Origin of the sequence: Actinocorallia libanotica, assembly GCF_039525175.1 — a bacterium.
In the GTDB taxonomy this organism is placed as follows: domain Bacteria; phylum Actinomycetota; class Actinomycetes; order Streptosporangiales; family Streptosporangiaceae; genus Actinocorallia; species Actinocorallia libanotica.
Genome location: NZ_BAAAHH010000035.1, coordinates 38,259 through 61,692, shown reverse-complemented (window position 1 = coordinate 61,692; position 23,434 = coordinate 38,259). Strand labels below are relative to the sequence as shown.

Genomic DNA, 23,434 nt, shown 5'->3' with positions numbered 1-23,434 from the left:
TCGAGAACGGGACGGTTCGTGCATATCGTCATCATGGGATGCGGCAGGGTCGGCTCGACCCTCGCCCATATCCTGGAGGACAAGGGCCATTCGGTCGCCATCATCGACCAGAGCCCCGAGGCGTTCCGCCGGCTGCGCGGGACCTTCAAGGGCCGCCGGGTGATCGGGATGGGCTTCGACAGGGACGTCCTGATCGAGGCGCAGATCGAGAGGGCCTCGGCCTTCGTCGCGGTCAGCAGCGGCGACAACTCCAACATCATCTCCGCGCGGGTGGCGCGGGAGACCTTCGGTGTGGAGAACGTCGTCGCGCGCATCTACGACTCCCGCCGCGCCGAGGTCTACCAGCGGCTGGGCATCCCGACCGTGGCGACCGTGCGCTGGACCGCCGAGCAGATGCTGCGCCGGCTCCTGCCCGACGGGGCGATGCCGCTGTGGCGCGACCCCACCGGCGAGGTCAAGCTCGCCGAGGTGCAGACCGACGCCGCCTGGATCGGCGCCCGGGTGGCGGAGCTGGAGAGCGCCGCGCGCACCCGTGTGGCGTTCCTCAACCGGCTCGGCGAGGCCGTCGTCCCCACCGGGGACACCGTCATCCAGGACGGCGACGTGGTGCACGTGATGGCGCGCACCTCCGACATCGACCGGATCACCGACGCGCTGGCCGAGCGCGTCCAGGAGGGCGAGTGACATGCGGATAGCGATCGCCGGGGCCGGCGCGGTCGGCCGGTCCATCGCCCAGGAGCTGCTGGAGAACGGGCACGAGGTCCTGCTCATCGACAAGGACCCCAAGGCCATCAAGGTGGAGATGGTGCCGCGCGCCGAGTGGCTGCTGGCCGACGCCTGCGAGATCTCCTCGCTGGACGACGCGGCGCTGGAGCGCTGCCAGGTGGTGGTGGCCTCCAGCGGCGACGACAAGGTCAACCTCGTGGTCTCGCTGCTGGCCAAGACCGAGTACGGGGTGCCGCGGGTGGTGGCCCGGATCAACCACCCGAAGAACGAGTGGCTGTTCAACGAGTCCTGGGGCGTCGACGTCGCGGTCTCCACCCCCCGCCTGCTCAGCGCGCTGGTGGAGGAGGCGGTCAGCGTCGGCGACCTGGTGCGGCTGATGACGTTCCGCCAGGGCGACGCCAACCTGGTGGAGCTGACCCTGCCCGACGACGCCCCGCTCAACGGCCAGCGCGTCGGCACCGTCCAGTGGCCGCGCGACACCGCGCTGGTGGCGATCCTGCGCGAGGGCCGGGTGCTGGTGCCCTCCAAGGACGACACCCTGGAGGCCGGCGACGAGCTGATGTTCGTGGCCAGCCAGGACGTCGAGGACGAGCTGGGCGACCTGCTCAGCTCCCGCTGAACCGCCCGCCGAACGCCGAGAAGCCCCCGGTCCGCTCGGATCCGGGGGCTTCTCGCGTCACGCGGTCATTCCTCCAGGCCGCCGGACTGGTAGTAGGCGGCCTCCAGGGCCTCCACGTACCGCAGGACGGCCAGCTGCGCCACCGCGGAGTGCGCGCCCAGCGGACGGGCGGGCTCGGCGCCCGCGTCCGCGGCGGCCTTGGCCAGTTCGGTCTCGTCGGCGTCCAGCACGCACGGCGACAGCGCGGGCCGGTGGGATCCCATGCCGCGCAGCGACTCGGTGGCGGCGGCCAGGGCCGCCGGGTCGCCCAGCGGCGCGGCCACCACGGGGACGGCCAGCCGCGAGGCCAGCAGCACCGAGGTCACCTCGGCGCTCTCGTCGACCGCGCGGCAGGCCAGCACGACGCCGTCCGCCGCGGTCACCATGCTCATCATGCGGATGCGGTCGGCGCGGGCCAGTCCCGACTCGGCCAGCCGCATGTGCAGCGCCTCGGCCAGCAGCGGGTGCGGGCCGAGCACCTCGGAGACCAGGACGGGCAGCTCGGCCAGTCCCTGGCGCAGCGCGGTCTCGACCGCGGGGTCGGGGGTGAGCAGCAGCGGTACGACCACGGCGGCGGGGTCTCCGGCCGGCAGGCTCAGACCGGCGTCGGCTCCGGCGTGCACGGGGATTCCGGGGTGCATGGCGGTGATGATCCGCGCCATCTCGGCCATGACCTCGGGCGGCCCGCCGGCGAGCACCACGGCGGGTGAGTCGGGCGGGAGCGTGAAGGAGCCGCCGCGGTGTCGGCCGCCGCGACGACCGGCACGGCGCCGGGTCGGCAGCGCGTCGGGAGTCACATCGGGGAGTTCGGTCACGGGGTAAGGGTAGTCCCGTAACGTACTTACTTTGTGCGATATGCCCGGGGAAGCGCAGGAGATCACCCCCGTAGTAGGCTCCCGCACATCCCGCCGTTTCACCGCGCCCATTCGACGGAACCCCCACGGAGGCCTGCCGGGCATGCGACGTTCGCGCAGCCAGCCGATCAGATCCGCGATCATCTCGCTGCTGGCAGTCCCGCTCACCGCGCTCATCGTGCTCTGGGTGTTCACCGCGTCCGGCGCCCTGTCCCAGGGGGTCGACCTGGCCAGGGCCGGCACGCTGAAGGACGACCTGGTGCGGCCGGTGCAGCGGCTGGCCGTCGCGCTCCAGCACGAACGCAGGCTGTCGATGCTCGCGATGAGCGCCCCGGCGCAGGCGCGCGCGGACGAGCTGCGGACCTACCGCGAGGCCACCGACTCGGCGCGCTCGGTCTTCGACCGCAACACCTCCGGCCGCAACCTGCGCGGCTCCGTCAGCGCGGACATCCGCGACCCCATGGACCGGTTCGGCCGCGAACTGGACGAGCTCTCCCTGGCGCGCGCCCTGGTCGACGGGGGCGGCGCCCGCAACCGCGCCGAGGTCCACGCGCACTTCCAGGTCATGATCGACGGCGCCTTCGGCGTCCAGCGGGCCGTCGACCCCGTGCAGCGGGACCTGGCCCGCGACAACGCCCTGCTCGTCTCGCTGAGCCTGGCCCGGGAGCAGATCTCCCGCGCCGACGCCGTCGCCGCCGGCCGGCTGCCCGGGGCGCCGGGCGCCTGGGACCGCAAGGAGCTCGCCTCGGCCGCCGGCGCCCGCGACTTCATCTACGAGGACACCGTCCCCCTGCTGCCGGCCGCCGGACGCGACCGCTACAACGCCTTCTTCGCCACCGTCGGCTACCAGCGGCTCGTGCAGCTGGAGGACCAGATCTCCCGCGGCACCGCGACGGTCTCCCAGCAGGAGTGGGACGCCGCCGCGGGCAAGGTGCTCGGCGACCTGCAGAACCTCGAGGACGGCCTGCGCGCCGACCTCGACGAGCGGGAGCGGTCGGCCTCCCTGGGCATGCTGCTGCGCATCTGCCTGCTCGGCGGCATCGGCCTGCTGGCCGTGGTCTGCTCGCTGGTCATCGCCTGGCGGGTGGCGCGCAGGCTGATCCAGGAGAGCCGGGCGCTGGCCGAGACCGTCGGCGAGTTCACCCGCGACCAGCTCCCCCTGCTCGCCGAGATGGTGCGCCGGGGCGACAAGATCACCGATCCGGGCAACCCCTCCGGCGTCCGGTTCAGCGTCACCGAGATCGAGCGCATCTTCCGCTCGTTCGCCGCCGCGCGCGCCGCCGTCCTGGAGGCGGCCCGGCACGAGGCCGCCACCATGGGCACCGTCCGCGACGTGTTCGTCAACCTCGCCTCCCGCAACCAGGCGCTGCTGCACCGGCAGCTGTCGCTGCTGGACCAGATGGAGCGCGAGGCCGACGACCCCGACGAGCTGGCCCGGCTGTTCCAGCTCGACCACCTGGCCACCCGGATGCGGCGGCACGCCGAGGGCCTGGTCATCCTGGCGGGCAAGGCGCCCGGCCGCGGCTGGCGCTCGCCCGTCCCGCTCATGGACGTGGTGCGCGGCGCGGCCTCGGAGGTGGAGGACTACACCCGGGTCCGGGTGCTGCCCATGCCGGGGATCGCGGTGCTGGGCCCGGCCGTGGCCGACGTCATCCACCTGCTGGCCGACCTCGTCGAGAACGCCGTCCAGTACTCGCCTCCGGACGCCCCGATCGAGGTGTGCGGGCAGGGCGTCGCCGCCGGATACGTGCTGGAGGTCGAGGACCGCGGCCTGGGCCTGCCCCCCGACGTGCTGGAGGAGCTCAACGAGCGGCTGGCCGCGCCGCCGGACCTCGCCCTCACCGACAGCGCGCGGCTCGGCCTGTTCGTGGTCGCCCGGCTGGCCCGGCGGCACGACATCAAGGTCTCCCTGCGCTCCTCCCCCTACGGCGGCACCACCGCGGTGGTCCTCCTCCCCGACCGGATCCTCAGCACGGACATGCCGGAGCCGGCGCCCGCCGAGCGCGCCGAGAGCGACGCCGCGGTCCCCGCCCGCGCCGTGCTGGAGCCGGCGCCGGACCCCGGGCCGGCGCGGCCCGCGCCCGTCCGCCCCGTCCTGGTGGAGGAACCCCCCGCGGAGCCGGAGTTCCACCAGGGCCTGCCCCGGCGGCGGCGCAAGTCCCCGGCCTCCGCTCCCGCCGAGGCGGCTCCCGCGGCGCCCGCGCCGCCGGAGCCCGCCGCTCCCGACCCCGCCGGACCCCGGCTGCCGGCCGCCGGAGCCGAGCGCTCCCCCGACGACCTGCGGCTGCGCATGTCGGCGATGCAGCGCGGCTGGGAGCGCGGCCGTTCCGAATCGGCGTCCCTCGCCGACGACCCGTCCCTTCCCCCTGAGGAGCACCCATGACCGAACCCGGTGATCTCAACTGGCTGCTCGACAACCTGGTCACCCGGGTGGCCCAGGTCAGGCAGGCGATCGTCCTGTCCAGCGACGGCCTGGTCGTCGGCCAGTCCCGGGGGCTGGCCCGGGACGACGCCGAGCACCTGGCCGCGCTGGCCTCCGGCTTCCAGAGCCTGGCCCGCAGCACCGGCGAGCAGTTCCAGGGCGGCGCCGTCCGCCAGACGATCGTGGAGATGGACGAGGCGTTCCTCTTCGTCACCTCCGCGGGGCAGGGCGCCAACCTGGCGGTCCTGGCCGACGCCAAGGCCGACGTGGGCGTCATCGCCTACGAGATGGCCATGCTGGTCACCCGGGTGGGGCGGCACCTGTCCGCGCGGCCCCGGACGGCGAGCCAGGCATGATCGGTCACGAGTGGCTCGACGAGGAGGCGGGGCCGATCGTCCGCCCCTTCACCCTCACCGGGGGACGCACCTCCTCGGGGCATCCATCCGATCTCGATCTGATGACACTCGTGGTATGCGTTTCCGAACCGGTGTACGGTTCGCTGCTCCTGTCTCCGGAGCACGAGGCGATCCTGCGCCTCGCCCAGGGTCCGCTGGCGGTCGTCGACATCGCCGCCGAGCTCGACCTCGCGGTGGGCGTGGTGAAGGTGCTGCTCGGCGATCTGCTCGCGGACCGGCGCATCACGGTGCGCCGTCCCGCTCCGGTGGCACAGTTCCCCCATCCCAGAATCATCGAAGAGGTAATTCATGGACTCCAGGCCCTCTGAGGCCGAGCTCGCCGTCAAGATCCTGGTGGCGGGCGGGTTCGGCGCGGGGAAGACCACGCTGGTCGGCTCGGTCAGCGAGATGCGCCCCCTGCGCACCGAAGAACAGCTGACCGAACGCAGCGTCGGGGTGGACGACGTCGCCGGTGTGGAGCAGAAGCGCACCACCACGGTGGCCATGGACTTCGGCCGCATCACCCTGCGGACCGGGCTGGTGCTCTACCTGTTCGGCACCCCCGGCCAGGACCGCTTCTGGTTCATGTGGGACGAGCTGTCCGAGGGCGCGCTGGGCGCGGTCGTGCTGGTCGACACCCGGCGGCTGGCCGACTGCTTCGCCTCGATCGACTACTTCGAGCGGCGCGGCCTCCCGTTCATCATCGCGGTCAACACCTTCGAGGGCGGCAAGAACCACACGCCCGACGACATCCGCGTCGCCCTCGACCTCGACCCCGACATTCCCGTCATCAACTGCGACGCGCGCAGCCGCGAGTCCACCCGCCAGGTCCTCATCACCCTGATGGGCCACGTCATGACCGCGATGGCCCGCCGCTAGCCTTTGCCGGACCTTGACCGGCGTGCCTCGGGGGCACGTTAGGAGAGTCGGCACTCTTCGGATTACAACGGTTACTCTCAACCACCACGGGAGACCGTCGATGATCCACAGCTTCAGGCGCAGTACCGGCGCCGTCACGCTCGTCTCGGCCCTGGCGGTCGCGGGGCTCGCTCCAGGGCTCTGCGCATCCGCCCGCGCCGCCGACGGGCAGCCGGTGCCGGTCCAGCCCCGGTGGCAGCAGCCGAAGGACCGGCCCAAGTCACTGGTACGGCCGGCCCGTCCGGCCACGCCCGCCAAGGTGCGGAAGAAGAAGCGCAGAGCCGTCCGCCCCGTCGAGGCGCGGCGGCCGGAGATCCGGTTGGACATGGGCGGCCCCGAGGGGCCGCTCGTGCCCGGCCGCACCTACGAGTGGCCCTACTCCCTGACCAACCTGGGCACGAAGAAGGCCGAGGAGGTCGTCTTCGTCGCCCCGGTCCCCTACGACCTGGAGTTCGTCTCCGGGCAGGGGAACTGCTCGATGCAGGGCCCGAAGGTGCTCTGCTCCGTCGGCTCCCTGGGCGAGGGCAGGACCTACTCCGGCGTGATCACCACCAAGGTGGTGGAGAGCGCCAAGCCCGCCTCCACCGTCCAGGGCAAGGTCACGGTCGAGTGGAGCGGCGGCAGCACCAGCGGCGCCTTCCCCGCCCACTCCGTCTCCCCCGCCTCGGACCTGGTGGTGACGGCCAACGGCCCGGCGCAGCTGCAGGCCGGCCAGCAGATCACCTACACGTTCACCGTGGAGAACCGCGGCCCGTCCCCGGCCACCGGGGTCACCGTGAGCACCCCGGCCGCCTCGACCACGCAGACCACGGTGCAGATCGTGGGCGGCCAGGGCTGCACCGCGCAGGGCGACCAGGGCGTCACCTGCCAGCTGGGCACCCTGGAGGCGCAGCAGAGCAAGACCTTCCAGGTCGTGTTCAAGGCGACGCCCAAGGCCTCGGCCGGGCTGATCTACGTCAAGCGCTTCGAGGTCGTCTCCGGCGTGCCCGACCTCAACCCCGACGACAACCACACCGTCGTCCGCCCCACCGTCATCAGGTACCTCCCGACCCGGGACCGGGAGGAGTTCCCCCGCCCCGTGCGGCCCCGGCCGATGCCGCACCTGCCCGAGGGCGAGGCCCCGCGCCCCCGGCCCGTCGCCGAGGCGCCCGAGGGTCCGGCCGCGCCGGTCACCGCGCCCGTCCCGGCGCCGCGCACGGCGGTGGAGCTGCCCGACTCCGGCGGCGACGTCCGGTCGCGGGTGGACCTGGCACTGGCCCTCCTGGGCACGGGCCTCATCCTGGTGGGGATCGGCGCCCGCCGCAGGCGCGCCGGCTCCCGTTAGGGCGGCGGAGTCAATCGCCGGGCGCCGGACGGGCGCCCGGTTCTCCGTCCGCGGGGGCTGCGGGCTGCTCCAGCGGGGTCCTGCCCCGGGCCAGCAGCCAGATCATCGCGCCGAAGGAGGCGACCTGCAGCGGCCAGCCCAGCGCGATCTTGGCGGTGCCCAGCCAGCCCACCATCCCGGCCAGGTACAGCGGGTACTGCACCACCACCCGCAGGAGGCACGGCAGCACCAGCAGCCAGGTCAGCCGGGAGCACAGGCGCACCACCGCCGGATTGCTCCGCCAGGCGGTCGGATCGCCGGTGACCGAGCCGATGATGAACCCCACCACCGGCCAGCGCACCACGATCGAGAAGATCATCGCCGCCGCGTAGCCGGCGTTGTACAGGATGCCCGGCAGGAAGGCGTCCTCGGCCTTGCCGGTGCGCAGCGCGAAGAACGCCGCGATGCCGATGCCGAAGAGGCTGTTGAGCACGAACTGCACGGTGGAGCGCTGGGCCAGCCGGACCACCAGCAGCAGCACCGCCGAGCCGACGCCCAGCCCCACCGACAGCCGCAGGTCGTGCGTGATCAGCCAGGAGAGGGTGAAGGCGATCGTGGGGACCGCGCTCTCCACCGTCCCGCGCACCCCGCCGAGCGCCTTGCTCAGCTGGGTGCGGACCGCCGCTTCGACGGTCTGCCTGGCCTGCTCGTCGGTGGACTTTGCGAAGGCGTCGGCCTCTGTCACGTGGTTCCCCGAAGCTCGTAGCGCGGATTGAAGATGACCTTGCGCCCGTCCTGGAGGCTCACCAGCCCCTCGGCGCGCAGCCGGCGGCCCGGTTCGATCCCGGCGATGCGGCGGCGGCCCAGCCAGACGAGGTTGACCACGTCCGAGCCGTCGTAGAGCTCGGCCTCCAGGGCCGGAGCCCCGCCCCGGGGGCGCAGGGTCACGGTACGTAGCGTACCGGCCACCTGCGCGCGGCGGCGCTCCCCGCACTGGGCGATCGGCGTCGCGCCCTCAGCGCCCGTGTCCTTCTGGAGCTCCTCCGCTTCGAGCTCGGCGTTGCTGGAGGCGAGGCGGCGCAGGAACCTCCGCAGGCCGCCCCTCTCAGGCGCTTCGTCCATGCAGCAGAGGCTACGGCATCCCGTCCCCTTCCCGGCAGTCCGCGTTCGCCCCGCGATCATCGGCGCCCGTCGGCTCCGTCACACGGCCTCGGCTCCCGGACGCGCCCGCAGCCAGGACCCGCCCAGCGCGCACAGGGCGACGGCCGCCAGCCCGCCGAGCGCGGCGCCGGAGAACGCGGCGCGGTTGCCCGAGGCCTCCTGGAGCCAGCCGGCCAGCGCGGAGCCCGCCGAGGTGCCCACCGTCATGAACGCCACGATCCAGGCGAACGCCTCGGTGACGGTGCCGGCCGGCGCCAGCCCCTCGACGAGCCCGAAGACGCAGGCCAGGACGGGGGCCAGGCAGACGCCCGCCAGGTAGGACAGCAGCGCCATGACGGGCGGGGAGGGGGTGAGCGCCAGCAGGGCGTATCCGGCGGCGAGCCCGGCCAGCAGCGGCAGGACGCGCCGCTCCGGCGCGCCCGCCCAGACCCGCGCGCCGTAGACCAGGCCGCCGGTGAGCGCGCCCAGCGCGTTGACCGCCAGCAGCCAGCCCGCCGCCTTCGGCTGCCCCGCGCCCTCGGCGTAGGCGGGCATCGCCACCATGATCACGCCGAGGCTCAGCCCGACGAAGCCCAGGCAGGAGGCGAGCAGCAGCAGGCCGCGGGAGCGCAGCGCGCCGGCCCAGTGCGCGGTGTGGGGCTCGCCCCGCCACTCGCGCGACGGGCGCGAGGTGATCACCACGAGCGTCCCGGCCAGGCCCAGGAGCGCCGCGGTGTACAGGGGCGCGGTGCCCGAGGCCAGTCCGGCCAGGACGACCAGCAGCGGGCCGAAAGTGAAGAGCAGCTCCTGCGCCGCGGCGTCCATGGCGTAGGCGGCCTGCACCTGGTCGGGCCGGTGCAGCACGCGGGGCCACAGGGCGCGCAGCCCCGGCTCCAGGGGCGGGGTGAAGAAACCCGCCAGAGCCACGGTGAAGACCGCCAGCGGGAGGGAGGAGATCCCGGTCAGGGCGAAGAGCACGAACCCCAGACCGGCCAGCAGGGCGCTGGGGAGCAGGATCCTGGGCTGCCCCAGCCGGTCCATCATGCGGCCCAGGACGGGCTGCCCGGCTCCCGTCGCCAGCCCGTGGACCGCCGACAGTGCGCCCGCCAGGGCCCAGCTCCCGCCCTCGGCGCGGGTGAACAGCGTGATGGCCAGGACGCCCATGCCGTTGGGCAGCCGCCCCAGCAGGGTGCCGCCGAGCAGCCGCGCCGCCCACGGGGCGCGCAGGAGGTCCAGATAGACGCTCATTTTTCTCCTCGCTTGGGGGGATCTGCGGGGATGTGCGAAGGTAATACGTATGACGTGGCGGCCCCAGGGGCATGGGCGATGTTTCCGCCGTGCGTCCGATACGTAATACTTCGTTTTCCACCAGCCCTCACCCTAATCTCAAGGTGCCCGATGCCTGCAGACACTCCGCCCACGAGCAAGGACGTGGCAGCGGCGGCGGGAGTCTCCCAGTCCACCGTCTCGATGGTGCTCAGCGGCAAGTGGCCCGGCAGGGTCTCCGAGCGCACCGCGCAGAAGGTCCGCGCCGCCGCCGAGCGCCTCGGCTACCGCCCCAACCCCGCCGCCCGCAACCTGCGCCTGGGCCGGACCCGCACGATCATGCTCGTCATCCCGACGATCACCGCGCCGTTCTTCGCCTCCGTCCACCTCGGCGCCGCCCGGGTCGCCGCCGAGCACGGGTTCAGCCTCGTCGTCTTCACCTGGCCGCTGGAGCCGGGCGGGCCCTTCGACGGGCCGCAGGAGGCCATCGACGGCATGCTCGCCTCCTCCATGGCCGAGGCGACGCTGGCCGGCATGCGGCGGCCCGTCCCGCTGGTCATGCTCGACAGCGACCCGGCGGGCACCGCCCCCACCGTCAACTTCGACATCGACGGGGCCATGCGGGACCTGACCGGGCACCTGGCGGACCTGGGCCACCACCGGATCGGGCACGTGGCGGCCGACATCGACGTGTGGACGTTCCAGTGCCGGGCGGCGGCGCTGGCGGCCCGGGTGCCCGACGTGGTCACCGAACGGGCGGCGATCAGCTTCACCACCGGCTTCGAGGCCGCGACGCGGCTGCTGACGCGGCACGACCGGCCCACCGCGCTGGTGTGCGACGACGACACCCTGGCCGTCGGCGCCTACAAGGCGGCGCGGGCGCTCGGCCTCGACGTGCCGGGCGACGTGGCCATCACCGGCTTCGACGACATGCTCCTGGCCGAGGCGCTGGAGCTCACCACGGTCCGCCTGCCGGCCGAGCAGCTCGGCGCCCGGGCCATGCTGGGCCTGCTGGACCTGCTGAACGGGCGCACCCCGCCCCGGCCCGTACTCCCCGCCGAGCTGGTCATCCGGCGCTCGACGTCGCCCTCCGCCCCGCTCACCACCGACGGCCACACCGAGCCCGCGGCCCGTACCGCCTCCTGAGCGCCGCCCCGCGACGGCGAGGGGCGGAGACGGCGGTGCCGTCCGGGGCCCTCCTCCCGTCGGGACGGGCACGTCATGCGGGCGCGCTCAGCGCACCTCGCTGATCTCGGGGCCGCGCTGGAACGGGTCGAACCCGTCGTCCTCGGACTCCTCCTCCTGCTGGGCGAAGGCCTGCTGCGCCTCGGCGGGCAGGGTGAGCTCCAGCAGCTCGCGCGGCGGCATCGGGTGGTCGCCGCGGACCACGACCACCTGGCGGAACACGTCCTCCAGGAACTGCCACTGCTCCTCGTCCTGCACCGCGGCGCCGGTGACGACGGCGCGCAGGAACCAGCGGGAGCCGTCCACGCCGATGAAGCGCAGCGGCTGCCAGGCGTAGCCCTGGTCGATGATCTCCTGCGGGATCTGCTCGCGCATCTCGGCGGGCATCTGCTCCAGGACCTCGGGGGTCAGCGGCGCCGGGATCATCGCGTGCAGCTCGGGGCCGAACGGGCCGTCGGCGTCCTGCACCTGGCCCTGGGCGTTCTCGGTGACCTCCTCGGCGAGCTCCTTGCGCAGCTCGTCCCAGATGCCCGAGCGCTTGGGGGCGGCCAGCGCCTGCAGCTGCATGCTGCTCTCCCCGGCGACCACGGTGATCGCCACGATCCGGCCGTTGACCGGGTTGCCCTCGGCGTCGAACTCGTTGGGCTCGAGGTTGACCTGCACCTCGATGCCGGGCCCGATCGGCACCTGCAGCGCGCCGAAGTCCAGCCGCTCCATCTCGGGCACGGTGTCCACGGCGGCGTCCCAGGGACCGCCGGCGGCCTCACCCGTCTCGGGCGCCTCGGCCTCGGTCCCGGCGGGCTCCGCCGCCGGCTTCTCTTCCTGACGACGACGTCCGAAAGCCACTTTGTCCACTCCTTCGTTATGGGTGCGCCCGCTGAGCGTATCCCCCGGTGGAGCCGAAACCGCCGCTTCCACGGGCCGATCCCGGCAATTCAGCCACCTCGTGGAAGGCGGCCCGCTCCACCTTCTGGATCACCAGCTGGGCGATGCGGTCCCCGCGGGACAGCCGCACGGTCTCGCGGAGGTCCGTGTTGATCAGGGTGACCATGATCTCACCCCGGTACCCCGCGTCCACGGTGCCCGGCGCATTGACGAGTGTCACCCCCAATTTAGCCGCCAAACCCGAACGCGGATGGACAAAAGCGGCAAAGCCATCGGGCAGGGCGATCGCCAGCCCCGTGGGCACGACCTCCCGCTCCCCCGGCTCCAGCACCACGTCCCGCGCCGCGTGCAGATCGGCTCCGGCGTCCCCGGGATGCGCATAGGCCGGCACCGGCAGCTCCGGATCCAGCCGCTTGAAGAGCACCTCGACACTGCTGCGCACGTCTCTCCCCGATGTCCCCGGCCTCGAACCGCCCTCCCGGACGGCCACCAGGGGAACCCTACCGCTCCGAAACCCGTTTCCAGGTGCGTGGAGCGCGCCTCAGATCTGTTCGAAGGGCACCGCGTAGGGGACGCCGACGGCGGCTCCGGTCTCCGCGACGATCGAGCGGATCATGCCCTCGGTGTCGAGGTCGCCGTCGAGGTTGGCGAAGTAGGCCTCGTGGGCGCGCAGGGCGTGCAGCCCCGTCTCCACGTGGCCGGTGACGTCCGTGTAGTGCCCGGCCTGCGGGGAGTTGGCGAAGAGCGCGAACCGCACGCCCTGCCAGGCGGGCTCGGCCAGGTCGCGGAAGACCCACGGGTTGGCGGCGTCGCGGATCCCGTCCACGACGGCCGGGCCCAGGACCCGGTGGTCGGCCATGTTGAAGTTGCCGCCGCCGAACGTCTCGCGGAAGTTCAGGGAGATCACGACCTCCGGGCGGTGCCGCCGGATCGCCCGGGCCAGCGCGCGGCGCAGCGGCAGGCCGTACTCGAGCACCCCGTCGGGGAAGCCGAGGAACTCCACGGTGTCCACGCCCACCCGGCGCGCCGCCTCGATCTGCTCGGCCTCGCGCAGCGGCCCCACCCGCTCGGGCTCCATCGACTGGATGCCCGCCTCGCCGCTGGTCGCCAGGACCTCGACGATCTCCTTGCCCTGCGCCGTCCAGCGGGCGATCGCCATGGCCGCCCCGTACTCCAGGTCGTCGGGGTGCGCCACGATCGCCAGAGCGCGCTGCCAGTCCTCTGCCACCGGTTCCATGAACCCACACTAATCTGTCCGGGATGAGCGTACGGATCGCAAGGCGCGTCCCCCCGGCGGCCCTTTCGGCGGTGCTCCTGGCGGGAGCCGCGGCCTGCAGCGGGGGCGGCGACACGACCGCCGTGCCGGTGACCCTGCCGCAGACGGCGCACTCGTCCGCGCCTTCCCCGGGACCCGCCCGGCTCGTGCCCACGGGCCCCGCCGAGCGGGCGCCCGCGGCGGCGCCGAAGGTGGCGCCGGGCGTCTCGGCGCGGTGGGTCGTCTACGACCGGACCACCAAGAAGATCACCAGTCGGCGGTCGGCGCACAGGACCGTCCGGTCGGCCTCGGTGGTGAAGATCCTCATCGCGCTCGACTACCTGCAGCGGCGCGGCGGGAAGGTCGCCTCCGCCGACGCGGCGCGGTTCCGGGCGATGCTGCGCTCCAGCGACGACAAGGCGGCCACCCACTTCTGGAACCTGGGCGGCAAGGGCGCGCTCGTCAAGCGGATGAGCAGGAGGATCGGCCTGACCGACACCGCGCCGCCGCCCGCCGCCCAGCCGGGCTACTGGGGCTACACCGCGATCAGCGCCATGGACGTCGCCAAGACCTACCGGTACCTGCTGGAGAAGGCGTCCCCGCGCGTCCGTTCGACGATCATGGGGCATCTGCGCAGGGCCACCAGGTGCGGCACGGACGGGTTCGACCAGTCCTTCGGGCTCCCCGGCGCCACCAAGCGGGCCGGCGCGGTCAAGCAGGGCTGGTCCGGCTTCGGCCTGACCCCGCCCTATCCGTGCACGAACGGCGCGCGGTCCGCCGGCGGCGCGCGGTTCGTCCCGGCGGCCGCCCCCGACCTGGGCCTGGGCCGCCCGGTGCTGCACACCACGGGGACCGTCGGCGGGCAGGACCGCTGGATCGTCGTCGTCCTCACGCTCAACCCGGCGGGCGCGTCCTACCGCTCGTCCGTCAACCGCATCACGGCGCTCACCAGATCGTTGACCAAGGGGCTTTAGCGGGCGCTCCGGCCCCGGAACACCCGGCCCGGCGACCTGCGAGGAGCAGTACCGGGCCCCGCGAGAGGTCGGCGGACCCGTCTCGCCGTGGGCGGCGCGTCGCGGGGAACTCCGATCGAGGGCGTGGAGGAGGTTCCGGTCGGGGTAGGTGTTGATCTGCCGGGCAGCCGACCGGCGGGGCCGGAGGACGATGAGGGGGTGCGTCGTGCAGGATGCGGACGGCCCGGGCGGCCGGGGATGAGATGGGAGAGGAGAACGCAGGGGTCCCGCAGGGCGGGCTGAGCTCGGCGGAGGCCGCCGCCCGCCGCGCCTCCGGGCTCTCCAACGACGCACGGCGGCGCACCAGCCGCAGCGTCGGGGAGATCCTGCGCGCCAACGTCCTCACCCGCTTCAACGCGCTGATCGGCTCCCTGTTCGTCCTGGTGATGGTCTTCGGCCAGTGGCAGGACGGGCTGTTCGGCGTGATCGCCCTGGCCAACACCGTGATCGGCGTCTCCCAGGAGCTGCGCGCCAAACGCACCCTCGACCGCCTGGCGGTGGTCGGCGAGCAGCGGGTCCCGGTGGTGCGGGACGGGCGGCGGGTGGAGGTGCCGCAGGACGGAGTGGTGCTCGGCGACCTGATCCTGGTGGAGGCCGGGGACCGCATCGTGGTGGACGGCCCGGTGGCGGTGTCGCGCTCACTGGAGCTCGACGAGTCGCTGCTCACGGGAGAGGCGGATCCCGTCCCCAAGGAGCCGGGCGACGAGGTGCGCTCGGGCGGTTTCGTGGTGGCGGGCGGCGGCGCCTACACGGCGGCGGCGGTCGGCCGCGACGCCTACGCGGCGCGGTTGTCCGAGGAGGCGAGCCGGTTCACGCGGACGCGCTCGGAGCTGCTGGAGGGCATCGACCGGTTCCTGCGCGGCGTCACCTGGCTGCTGGTGCCGGTGGGAGTGCTGCTGGCGGTCAACCAGTTCCTTTCCGCCGACGACCTGTCCGAGGCGGTGGTCGGCGCCGTCGCGGGAGTGGTCACCATGGTGCCCGAGGGGCTGGTGCTGATGACCGGTATCGCCTTCGCGGTGGGGGTGGTGCGGCTGGGCCGGCGGCGCTGCCTGGTGCAGGAGCTCCCCGCGATCGAGGTCCTGGCCCGGGTCGACGTGCTGTGCGTCGACAAGACCGGCACGCTCACCGAGCCGGGCATGGACCTGGAGCGGATCATCCGGCTCGGGCGCGACCTGCCGGTGGACGCCGCGCTGCGCGCGCTCGTGGCCGCCGACCCCTCTCCCAACCGCACGATGCGCGCCGTCGCGGACGGGCTGGGCGGCGGGCCGGGCGGCTGGTCCGCCATGTGCGCCGTCCCCTTCTCCAGCGCCCGCAAATGGAGCGGCGCGTCCTTCGGCGAGCACGGCGACTGGCTCCTCGGCGCGCCCGACGTCCTGCTGCCCCGCGGGGAGGCGCGCGAGGAGGCCGAGCGGCTCGGCGCCACGGGGCTGCGCATGCTGGCCCTGGCCAAGGCCCCCGGCGGCGGCCTGGCGGAGCTGGAGGGCGGCGCCGAGACCGCCCTGGAGCCCGCCGCGCTGATCGTGCTGGCCCAGCGTCCGCGGCCGGAGGCGCGCGACGCCCTGCGGTACTTCGCCGAGCAGGGGGTGGCGGTGAAGGTCCTGTCCGGCGACGAACCGGCGAGCGTCGGGGCGATCGCGTCGGTGCTGGGCCTGCACGGCGCGGACCGCCCGTACGACGCGCGCGGCCTGACCGCGGCGGATCTCGGCGATGTCCTGGAGGAGCGCTCGGTGTTCGGCCGCGTCACACCGCGTCAGAAGCAGGAGATGGTGCGGGCCCTCCAGTCGCGGGGGCACACCGTGGCGATGACGGGTGACGGCGTCAACGACGTCCTGGCGCTGAAGGAAGCCGATCTGGGCGTGGCGATGGGCTCGGGCAGCGGGGCGACACGGGCGGTGGCCCAGCTCGTGCTGCTGGACGACGACTTCACCGCCATGCCGCGGGTGGTCCTGGAGGGGAGGCGGGTGCTCGGCAACATCGAACGGGTCGCCAATCTGTTCCTCACCAAAACGGTGTACGCGATCCTGTTGTCGGTGCTGGTGGGGCTGGCCGGCGTGCCGTTCCCCTTCCTTCCCCGCCACCTGACGCTGATCAGCGCGCTGACCATCGGGATACCCGCGTTCTTCCTGGCGCTGGCGCCGAACCGCGAGCGGGTCAGGCCGGGCTTCGTGCCCCGGGTGCTGAGTTTCGCGGTGCCCGCGGGACTGGCCTGCGGGGTGGCGACCTTCGCCGGTTACCGCCTGGCCGTGGACCGGCCGTACACGGTCTTCGCCGAGAACAGGACCACCGCCACACTCGCGCTGTTCCTGCTGGCCCTGTGGGTGCTGGTGCTGATCGCCCGCCCCCTCACCCGGTGGAAGGCCCTCCTGATCGCCGTGATGGGGCTGTGCTTCGCGGCGGTGGTGGCCGACCCCCCGCTGCGCCGCTTCTTCGCCCTCCACCTCGGCGATCCCCGCAACGACGCGGTGGCCGCGCTGATCGCGGTGGGGACGGGCGCCGTCCTCTGGCTGGCGCTGCGGCAGGACTGGTACGGCCGTGCCGCCGACCTGCTGGGAAGGATCCGCCGACCGTTATGCCCTGATCACTGTGGGTACGGATGGCCATATGGAAAGGGATGAGGGGTCGCCGCCCGGCTGGCGGGACCGGGTCGATCCGTCGCGTTCCCCGCGCCGCGAGCCCGGGCCGATCAACGTGCAGCGCTACCGGCAGGTCCCCGCCTACGCCGGAATCGCGACCTTCCTGGGCCTGCCCCTGTGCCTCACCCCCGAGGACCTGCGGGCGGGCGGGGTCGAGGTCGCCGTGGTGGGGGCGCCGGTCGACATGGGGACCGGGCACAGGGGGGCGGCGTTCGGACCCCGGGCGATCCGCTCCAGCGAGTGGATCATGGCGCACACGCCGTCGGCCCTGATGGAGTCCGACACCAGGATCAACCCGTTCAACGAGCTCACCGTCGTGGACTACGGCGACGCGGCCGTCGACGCGATGAGCGTGGACGCCTCCATGGAGTCCGTCCGCGGCGTCGTGCGGGAGATCGCCGAGACCGGCGCCGTTCCCGTGGTGCTGGGCGGCGACCACTCCATCCTGTAGCCGGACGCCGCGGCGCTGGCCGACGTCCACGGAGCCGGCAAGGTGGGCGTCGTGCACTTCGACGCGCACGCCGACTGCGCCGAGCACTCCTACGGCCACCTGGCCTCCCACGCCACGCCGATCCGGCGGCTGATCGAGGACGAGCACGTCCCGGGCCGCAACTTCGTCCAGGTGGGGCTGCGGTCGGTGCTCATGCCCGACGACGAGCTCCTGGCGTGGATGCGCGGGCACGGCATGCGGTCGCACTTCATGGCCGAGATCGACCGGATCGGGTTCCCGGCGGTCCTGGACAAGGCCATCTCCCAGGCCTTGGACGGTCCCGAGTACCTGCACCTGTCCATTGACATCGACGTCCTCGACCCGGCCTACGCCCCGGGTACGGGAACGCCCGAACCGCCCGGCCTGACCACGCGCGAACTGCTGCCCGCGCTGCGCCGCATCTGCCATGAGACGCCGGTGGTCGGCATCGAGGTGGTCGAGGTGGCGCCCCACCTCGACCCCGGCGACACCACCGCGATGAACGCGCGCAAGGCGATCTTCGAGTGCCTCACCGGCCTGGCCCTGCGCAAGAAGGGCGTCCCGGGTCCGTCCTACCTCGATCCGATCGCCGCCGGCCTCGACGAGCCGCCCGAAGCCCGGGATCCCCGAAGCGGGTCTTGACCGGGCGGGGCCACAGGGGGTTGCATGAAACCGAACGTGGTTCTAACGGAGGCGGCGATGACGGTGCGAACGGCTGGACTGGCGGGGCTCGGACTGTCGGACCCGATGTTCTGGACCCGGCCCCTGGCCGAGCGGGACGCGGCGTTCGCCCACCTGCGCTCGCTGCCCGCCCCGGTGCGCTTCCCGGAGATCGACGTGCCCTTCATCAAGGGCGGCGACGGCTACTGGGCGCTGGTGCGGCACGCGGACGTGGTGGAGGCCAGCCGCCGCCCGGAGGTCTTCAGCAGTGAGCCCACCACCAACAGCATCGCCGACATGCCCGGCTACCTGGCGCGGTTCTTCGGGTCGATGATCAACATGGACGACCCGCGGCACGCCAAGATCCGGCGCATCGTCTCGCGCGCCTTCACCCCGCGCATGCTCGCGCGGCTGGACGACCGGATCGACGAGACCGCGCGCGGCATCGTCGACGGGGTGCTGCGCGGCGAGGGCACCGGCGACTTCGTCACGGACGTGGCGGCCCGGCTCCCCCTGAAGATCATCTGCGACATGATGGGCATCCCCGAGGCCGACCGGGAGATGGTGCTCGAACGCTCCAACGTCATCCTGGGCATCGGCGACCCCGAGTACGGGGTCGGCTCGCAGATCAGCCCGGTCAGCGTCGGCCTGGCCCTCACCCGGCTGCTCGACGCCGGGATGGAGCTGCAGCTGCTCATCCGCCGGCTGGGGCGCGAGCGCCGCCGCCGGCCCGGCGACGACCTCGTCACCGCGCTCGTGCACGGCAACGTCGACGGCGAGCGCCTCACCGACCAGGAGCTCGGCTCGTTCTTCATCCTGCTCGTCGTCGCCGGCAACGAGACCACCCGCAACGCCATCAGCCACGCGCTGAAGCTGCTGACCGTCCACGAGGACCAGCGCGCCCTCCTGCTGGCCGACCCGGCGGCCCGGATGCCCGGCGCGATCGAGGAGGTCGTCCGGTACGCCACGCCCGTCATCCAGTTCCGCCGCACCCTCGCCCGCGACACCGTCCTGAACGGCCACCCGCTGCGCGAGGGCGAGAAGGTGCTGCTGTTCTACAACTCCGCCAACCGCGACGAGGCGGTCTTCGCCGACCCCGACCGCTTCGACATCACCCGCTCCCCCAACCCGCACGTCGGGTTCGGCGGGCCGGGTCCGCACTTCTGCCTGGGCGCGAACCTGGCCCGCCGGGAGATCGGCGTGATGCTGCGCGAGCTCTACACCCGCGTCCCCTCCGTGCGCTCCACCGCCCCGCCGGACCGCCTCCTGTCCGGCTTCATCAACGGCGTCAAGCACCTGCCCTACGAGGTCTGAGAGGGGATCTCCGCCAGGGTCACCTCGACCTCGAACGGCTCGTCGCCCGGCTCGACGACCAGGTCGGTGATGACGCCCGCCGCGCGCAGGTCGGCCTCGGCGCGGGCGGCGAAGGGCGCCTCCGTGCCGCGCAGCGCCACGCGTGCCGCCTCAGCGCGCATGGACGTGCGGGCGGCGGACTTGGCCTTGCGGATCTGGCGCAGGGCGTCGGCGGTGGCGGCCAGGACCCGGGGGTCGCCGGTGAAGGGCAGCTCCTCGGGGGCCGGCCACGGCGCCCGGTGGACCGAGCCCTCGCGCCACCAGGACCAGACCTCCTCGGTGACGTAGGGCAGGAACGGGGCGAAGAGGCGGAGCATGACGTCCAGGGCGGCGCGCAGCGCGGCGCGGGCCGCCTCGGAGCCGGGGCCCTGGCCGTAGGCGCGCTGCTTCACCAGTTCCAGGTAGTCGTCGCAGAACTGCCAGAAGAACCGCTCGACGCGTTCCAGGGCCCGCGTGTAGTCGTAGGAGTCGAAGGCGGCGGTGGCCTCGGCGGCGACGCCCCGCAGCTCGGTGAGCATCGCCCGGTCCAGCGGCTCCAGGGCGTCGTCGGCGGCCGGCCCCTCCAGGCCCAGCACGAACTTCGAGGCGTTGAGGATCTTGAGGGCGAGCCGGCGGCCGACCTTGATCTGGCCGGTGTCGAAGGCGGTGTCGGTGCCCGGACGGCCGTTGGCGGCCCAGTAGCGCACGGCGTCGGAGCCGTACTCGCGCAGCAGGCCCATCGGGGTGACGACGTTGCCGACGGACTTGGACATCTTCTTGCGGTCGGGGTCGAGGATCCAGCCCGACAGCGCGGCGTTCGTCCACGGGAGCGAACCGGACTCCAGTTCGGCGCGGACGACCGTGGAGAACAGCCAGGTGCGGATGATGTCGTGCGCCTGGGGCCGCAGGTCGTAGGGGAAGACGCGGGAGAACAGGTCGGTGTCGTGCTCCCAGCCCCCGGCGATCTGCGGGGTGAGCGAGGACGTCGCCCAGGTGTCGAGGATGTCGGGGTCGCCGGTGAACCCGCCCGGCCTCCCGCGCTGCTCCTCGGTGTACCCGGCGGGCGCGTCGGAGGACGGGTCGACCGGCAGCTCCCCCTCGTCCGGCACGATCGGGTGGTCGTACCGGGGCTCGCCCGCCTCGTCCAGCGGGTACCAGACGGGGATGGGGACGCCGAAGAACCGCTGCCGGGAGATCAGCCAGTCGCCGTTCAGGCCCTCGACCCAGTTCTCGTAGCGCGAGCGCATGTACGCCGGGTGCCAGGCGATCTGGCGGCCCCGCTCCAGGAACCGCTCGCGCAGCGCCTCGTCGCGGCCGCCGTTGCGCAGGTACCACTGCCGCGTCGTGACGATCTCCAGCGGCTTGCTGCCCTTCTCGTAGAAGGAGACCGGGCGGACGACCGGGCGCGGGTCGCCCTCCAGCTCCCCCGACTCGCGCAGCATCGCCGTGATCCGCTCCCGCGCGGTGTGGAGGGTCTTGCCCGCCAGCTCGGCGTACGGCCCGGCGGGGACGTCCGCGGGCGGCTCGGCGGCCAGCCGCCCGTCGCGTCCGACGACGGCGCGGATCGGCAGGTTCAGCTCCCGCCACCACACGACGTCGGTGGTGTCGCCGAACGTGCAGACCATGACCGCGCCCGAGCCCTTCTCCGGATCGGCCAGGCGGTGCGCCAGGACGGGGACCTCGACGCCGAACAGCGGCGTGCGGACCGTCCTGCCGAACAGGCCGCGGTACCGCTCGTCGTCCGGGTGGGCGACGAGCGCGACGCACGCGGGCAGCAGCTCCGGCCGGGTCGTCTCGACGTGGACCGGCCCGTCGGGGCCCTGGAAGGCCAGCCGGTGGAAGGCGCCCGGGTGGTCGCGGTTCTCCAGCTCGGCCTGGGCGACGGCGGTGCGGAAGGTGACGTCCCACAGGGTGGGCGCCTCCGACAGGTAGGCCTCGCCCCGCGCCAGGTTGCGCAGGAACGCGCGCTGGGAGGCGGTGCGGGCGCGGGCTCCGATGGTGGAGTACAGGTGGTTCCAGTCGACCGAGAGGCCGACCCGGCGCCACATCTCCTCGAACGCCTTCTCGTCGATCTCGGTGAGCCGCTCGCACAGCTCGATGAAGGTGCGGCGGCTGACCGGGATCTGGTTCTTGCCGGGCTTCTCCGGCGGCTGGAAGTGCGGGTCGTAGGGCAGGGACGGGTCGCAGCGGACCCCGTAGAAGTTCTGGACGCGCCGCTCGGTGGGCAGCCCGTTGTCGTCCCAGCCCATCGGGTAGAAGACGGCCTTGCCGCGCATGCGCTGGTAGCGGGCGACCGTGTCGGTGTGGGTGTAGGAGAAGACGTGCCCGACGTGGAGCGATCCGCTGACCGTCGGCGGGGGCGTGTCGACGGAGTAGACCTCCGCGCGCTCCCGCGTCCGGTCGAAGGCGTAAGTGCCCCGCTCCGCCCACAGCACCACCCACTTGTCCTCCAGACCGTCGAGGGAGACCTTCTCGGGGACGGCTGGGATGCGTGGCGTCTGTGTCATGCGCCAAGGATAGAGAGAGGTCACAGCCCCGTCGCGCTTATTTCCCGGGGGCCACGGGGATGAAGGCGAGATCGCGATACCGTCGACGCGGTCGGAAAGTGACCGGACGCTTGAGGAGGAACGACGAGCATGCGGATGCGCCAGAAGCCGGATGTCGGCTGGAAGGTCTTCGTGGGGGTCGCCGGGCTGGCGGGCGGCTTCCTGGCCCGCAAGGGCCTGGAGTACGCCTGGACGAAGGGCACCGGCAAGAAGCCGCCGGTCAGCCCCGAGTCGCCGGACGTCACGCTGGGCGAGGCGCTCGGCTGGTCGGTGCTGATCGGCGTGGGCATGGAGGTCACCCGGGTGCTGATCAGCCGCGCCGCGGTCAAGCGCTGGGAGTCCGCCACGGGCGCGCTGCCGCTGCACCTGATGACGGACAAGATCACCGATGCGAAGGACAAGCTCACCGACTAGCGGCGGGCCGATCAGTCGGCCGGAGGGGGTCCGGGCGGCGGCAGTTCCGCAGGCCGGTGTTCCGGCGGCCTGCGGGCGTCGCGGTCCAGCCCCTTCGCCCCGCCGAACCGGGCGAGGTCGTCGCGCACCTTCTCCGCGAGCTTCTTGGTGGCGGCCCGGTTGAGCGTCCCGCCCGCCACGGCGCCGGTGAGGAACGGACCCAGCGTCGTCATGTGGCGGCCCATCGTGCGCAGCAGCCTTTTGCGCAGCGCCGTCTTGGCGGCGCTGCCCAGACCGGCGCTGAGCGATCCGGTCTCCAGCGGGTTGACGCCCCGCTGCTTGGCCCAGGCGGTGACGTGCACCATCGCCCGCTGGGCCGTACCGCCCTGCACCTGCACGCCGTGCACCTCGTGCAGCTCGGCGATCAGCTTGGTCTCGATCGCCGCCACCACCAGCGTCTCGGCGACGATCTGCGCGGGCGCGGTGAGCAGCAGCGGCGGGGCGGTGAACTGCACCGCCGCCAGTGCTCCACCGGCCGCGCCCACCGCCGTGGTGGCGTTCACGGCGGTCCGCGTCAGTTCGTCGGCGAGGGCCTGGGTGGACAGGCCCGGGTGGTGCCGGCGGAGCGTCTCCAGATCCCGGATGGGGATCCGGGGGGCGATGTCGGCGAACACCTCACCGAGCCAGCGGCCGCCGCGCAGGCCACCGGTACCGGCCCGCCGCGCGTTGTCGCTCAGCAGCCGGGCCAGTCTGGCCAGCATCTTGCCGCGGGTCGCGTTGTCCAGGTCCTCCGTACCGGACAGACGACCGATCAGCTCGCCCATCTCCTCGCGCTCGGTCTGCGGAGCGGGAAGGTGTTCGCCCTCTTCCGGCATGGTCAGGCCGCGCACTCGGTGCAGATCGGCTCGCCGTTCTTCTCCTTGGCGAGCTGGCTGCGGTGGTGCACCAGGAAGCACCTGGTGCAGGTGAACTCGTCCGCCTGCTTGGGAACGACCTTGAAGGACAGTTCCTCGTTGGACAGGTCCGCGCCCGGCAGCTCGGCGACCTCGCCGGCGTCCAGGTCCTCGTCGATGATCCCGGCCGACTTGTCGGTGCGACGGGCCTGCAACTCCTGCAGGCTGTCCTCACCGAGGTCGTCGTCGGTCTTGCGTGGGCTGTCGTAGTCGGTGGCCATCTCTCTCCATCCCCCTCACACCCTCGGGGCGCCGCCCTGAGGCTCCGTTCCTCTATATGCACCCCGTCGCGCGGATGTAACGCCCGAGAGGTCTAACTTGTGCCCGATCTTGGGCGGGAAATCCTGTCACGAAGTGTGACACTCAACACACATGTCGCAGTCATGTTCTCCAGTCGCGGAAACACCCTCGGACGTCCACGGCCGGCC

22 protein-coding genes and 1 pseudogene are annotated in these 23,434 nt (G+C 73.0%); 13 read left to right on the top strand and 10 right to left on the bottom strand.

Annotation, left to right across the window (positions count from 1 at the left end):
* Window positions 1-18 precede the first annotated feature (18 nt).
* Window positions 19-684 carry a potassium channel family protein gene (locus ABD140_RS31670; RefSeq protein ID WP_344245071.1) on the top strand — a complete coding sequence of 222 codons (666 nt, stop codon included), beginning with the start codon at window positions 19-21 and terminating at the stop codon, window positions 682-684.
* A gap of 1 nt (window position 685) precedes the next feature.
* Window positions 686-1,345 carry a potassium channel family protein gene (locus tag ABD140_RS31665; RefSeq protein ID WP_344245069.1) on the top strand — a complete coding sequence of 220 codons (660 nt, stop codon included), beginning with the start codon at window positions 686-688 and terminating at the stop codon, window positions 1,343-1,345.
* A 65-nt stretch (window positions 1,346-1,410) separates the two neighbouring features.
* Here ABD140_RS31665 and ABD140_RS31660 read toward each other — a convergent pair whose 3' ends face one another.
* A complete protein-coding gene (locus ABD140_RS31660; protein WP_344245067.1) occupies window positions 1,411-2,199 on the bottom strand; it encodes a sirohydrochlorin chelatase in 789 nt (262 codons plus the stop codon).
* A gap of 142 nt (window positions 2,200-2,341) precedes the next feature.
* Between ABD140_RS31660 and ABD140_RS31655 the strand changes: the two genes are divergently transcribed.
* The 5 genes from ABD140_RS31655 to ABD140_RS31635 all read left to right on the top strand — a co-directional run bounded on the left by ABD140_RS31655 (window position 2,342) and on the right by ABD140_RS31635 (window position 7,297).
* Window positions 2,342-4,621: a sensor histidine kinase gene (locus ABD140_RS31655; RefSeq protein ID WP_344245065.1), complete on the top strand. Its 2,280-nt coding sequence runs from the start codon at window positions 2,342-2,344 to the stop codon at window positions 4,619-4,621.
* The gene (locus ABD140_RS31650; protein ID WP_344245063.1) at window positions 4,618-5,016 is read left to right on the top strand and encodes a roadblock/LC7 domain-containing protein; all 399 of its coding nucleotides are present in this window, start codon (window positions 4,618-4,620) and stop codon (window positions 5,014-5,016) included. The genes ABD140_RS31655 and ABD140_RS31650 overlap by 4 nt, the downstream gene beginning before the upstream one ends.
* Window positions 5,013-5,384: a DUF742 domain-containing protein gene (locus ABD140_RS31645; protein WP_344245061.1), complete on the top strand. Its 372-nt coding sequence runs from the start codon at window positions 5,013-5,015 to the stop codon at window positions 5,382-5,384. The genes ABD140_RS31650 and ABD140_RS31645 overlap by 4 nt, the downstream gene beginning before the upstream one ends.
* Complete coding sequence (locus ABD140_RS31640) at window positions 5,365-5,934, top strand: GTP-binding protein (protein ID WP_344245059.1); 570 nt, start codon at window positions 5,365-5,367, stop codon at window positions 5,932-5,934. Before ABD140_RS31645 ends, ABD140_RS31640 begins: the two co-directional genes overlap by 20 nt.
* Window positions 5,935-6,034: 100 nt before the next feature.
* On the top strand, window positions 6,035-7,297 hold the full coding sequence (locus ABD140_RS31635) for a CARDB domain-containing protein (RefSeq protein ID WP_344245057.1): 1,263 nt from the start codon (window positions 6,035-6,037) through the stop codon (window positions 7,295-7,297).
* A 10-nt stretch (window positions 7,298-7,307) separates the two neighbouring features.
* On the opposite strand, the gene ABD140_RS31630 is transcribed toward ABD140_RS31635, so the two are convergent.
* The 3 genes from ABD140_RS31630 to ABD140_RS31620 form a co-directional block, all read right to left on the bottom strand.
* Complete coding sequence (locus tag ABD140_RS31630; RefSeq protein ID WP_344245055.1) at window positions 7,308-8,021, bottom strand: DUF3159 domain-containing protein; 714 nt, start codon at window positions 8,019-8,021, stop codon at window positions 7,308-7,310.
* Window positions 8,018-8,398, bottom strand: coding sequence for an OB-fold nucleic acid binding domain-containing protein (locus ABD140_RS31625; RefSeq protein WP_344245053.1), 381 nt, complete (start codon window positions 8,396-8,398; stop codon window positions 8,018-8,020). The genes ABD140_RS31630 and ABD140_RS31625 overlap by 4 nt, the downstream gene beginning before the upstream one ends.
* Window positions 8,399-8,476: 78 nt before the next feature.
* Window positions 8,477-9,664: an MFS transporter gene (locus ABD140_RS31620; RefSeq protein WP_344245051.1), complete on the bottom strand. Its 1,188-nt coding sequence runs from the start codon at window positions 9,662-9,664 to the stop codon at window positions 8,477-8,479.
* Between the two features lie 150 nt (window positions 9,665-9,814).
* On the opposite strand from ABD140_RS31620, the gene ABD140_RS31615 reads away from it, so the two are divergent.
* Window positions 9,815-10,828: a LacI family DNA-binding transcriptional regulator gene (locus ABD140_RS31615; protein WP_344245049.1), complete on the top strand. Its 1,014-nt coding sequence runs from the start codon at window positions 9,815-9,817 to the stop codon at window positions 10,826-10,828.
* An 87-nt stretch (window positions 10,829-10,915) separates the two neighbouring features.
* On the opposite strand, the gene ABD140_RS31610 is transcribed toward ABD140_RS31615, so the two are convergent.
* The 3 genes from ABD140_RS31610 to ABD140_RS31600 form a co-directional block, all read right to left on the bottom strand.
* Window positions 10,916-11,713, bottom strand: a complete 798-nt coding sequence (locus tag ABD140_RS31610) for a DUF3710 domain-containing protein (protein WP_344245047.1) — start codon at window positions 11,711-11,713, stop codon at window positions 10,916-10,918.
* Between the two features lie 16 nt (window positions 11,714-11,729).
* On the bottom strand, window positions 11,730-12,194 hold the full coding sequence (dut, locus tag ABD140_RS31605) for a dUTP diphosphatase (protein WP_344245045.1): 465 nt from the start codon (window positions 12,192-12,194) through the stop codon (window positions 11,730-11,732).
* A 99-nt stretch (window positions 12,195-12,293) separates the two neighbouring features.
* Complete coding sequence (locus ABD140_RS31600) at window positions 12,294-12,989, bottom strand: PIG-L deacetylase family protein (RefSeq protein ID WP_344245043.1); 696 nt, start codon at window positions 12,987-12,989, stop codon at window positions 12,294-12,296.
* A gap of 23 nt (window positions 12,990-13,012) precedes the next feature.
* Here ABD140_RS31600 and ABD140_RS31595 point away from each other — a divergent pair, with 23 nt between their 5' ends.
* The 4 genes and pseudogenes from ABD140_RS31595 to ABD140_RS31580 all read left to right on the top strand — a co-directional run bounded on the left by ABD140_RS31595 (window position 13,013) and on the right by ABD140_RS31580 (window position 19,096).
* The gene (locus tag ABD140_RS31595; RefSeq protein ID WP_344245041.1) at window positions 13,013-13,981 is read left to right on the top strand and encodes a hypothetical protein; all 969 of its coding nucleotides are present in this window, start codon (window positions 13,013-13,015) and stop codon (window positions 13,979-13,981) included.
* Between the two features lie 242 nt (window positions 13,982-14,223).
* A complete protein-coding gene (locus ABD140_RS31590; RefSeq protein WP_344245039.1) occupies window positions 14,224-16,635 on the top strand; it encodes an HAD-IC family P-type ATPase in 2,412 nt (803 codons plus the stop codon).
* Window positions 16,622-17,764: pseudogene (locus ABD140_RS31585) on the top strand (agmatinase family protein). The gene ABD140_RS31590 and the pseudogene ABD140_RS31585 overlap by 14 nt, the downstream one beginning before the upstream one ends.
* Before the next feature lie 57 nt (window positions 17,765-17,821).
* Entirely contained in the window at window positions 17,822-19,096 is a 1,275-nt protein-coding gene (locus ABD140_RS31580) for a cytochrome P450 (protein ID WP_344245037.1), read from the top strand.
* Here ABD140_RS31580 and valS read toward each other — a convergent pair.
* Entirely contained in the window at window positions 19,084-21,621 is a 2,538-nt protein-coding gene (gene valS / locus ABD140_RS31575) for a valine--tRNA ligase (RefSeq protein ID WP_344245035.1), read from the bottom strand. The genes ABD140_RS31580 and valS overlap by 13 nt on opposite strands.
* Window positions 21,622-21,750: 129 nt before the next feature.
* Between valS and ABD140_RS31570 the strand changes: the two genes are divergently transcribed.
* A complete protein-coding gene (locus tag ABD140_RS31570; RefSeq protein WP_344245033.1) occupies window positions 21,751-22,074 on the top strand; it encodes a DUF4235 domain-containing protein in 324 nt (107 codons plus the stop codon).
* Between the two features lie 11 nt (window positions 22,075-22,085).
* Here the strand turns inward: ABD140_RS31570 and ABD140_RS31565 are convergent, their stop codons facing one another.
* Window positions 22,086-22,943, bottom strand: coding sequence for a hypothetical protein (locus ABD140_RS31565; protein WP_425544169.1), 858 nt, complete (start codon window positions 22,941-22,943; stop codon window positions 22,086-22,088).
* Complete coding sequence (locus tag ABD140_RS31560) at window positions 22,931-23,227, bottom strand: DUF4193 domain-containing protein (protein ID WP_344245031.1); 297 nt, start codon at window positions 23,225-23,227, stop codon at window positions 22,931-22,933. The genes ABD140_RS31565 and ABD140_RS31560 overlap by 13 nt, the downstream gene beginning before the upstream one ends.
* Between the last annotated feature and the right edge of the window lie 207 nt (window positions 23,228-23,434).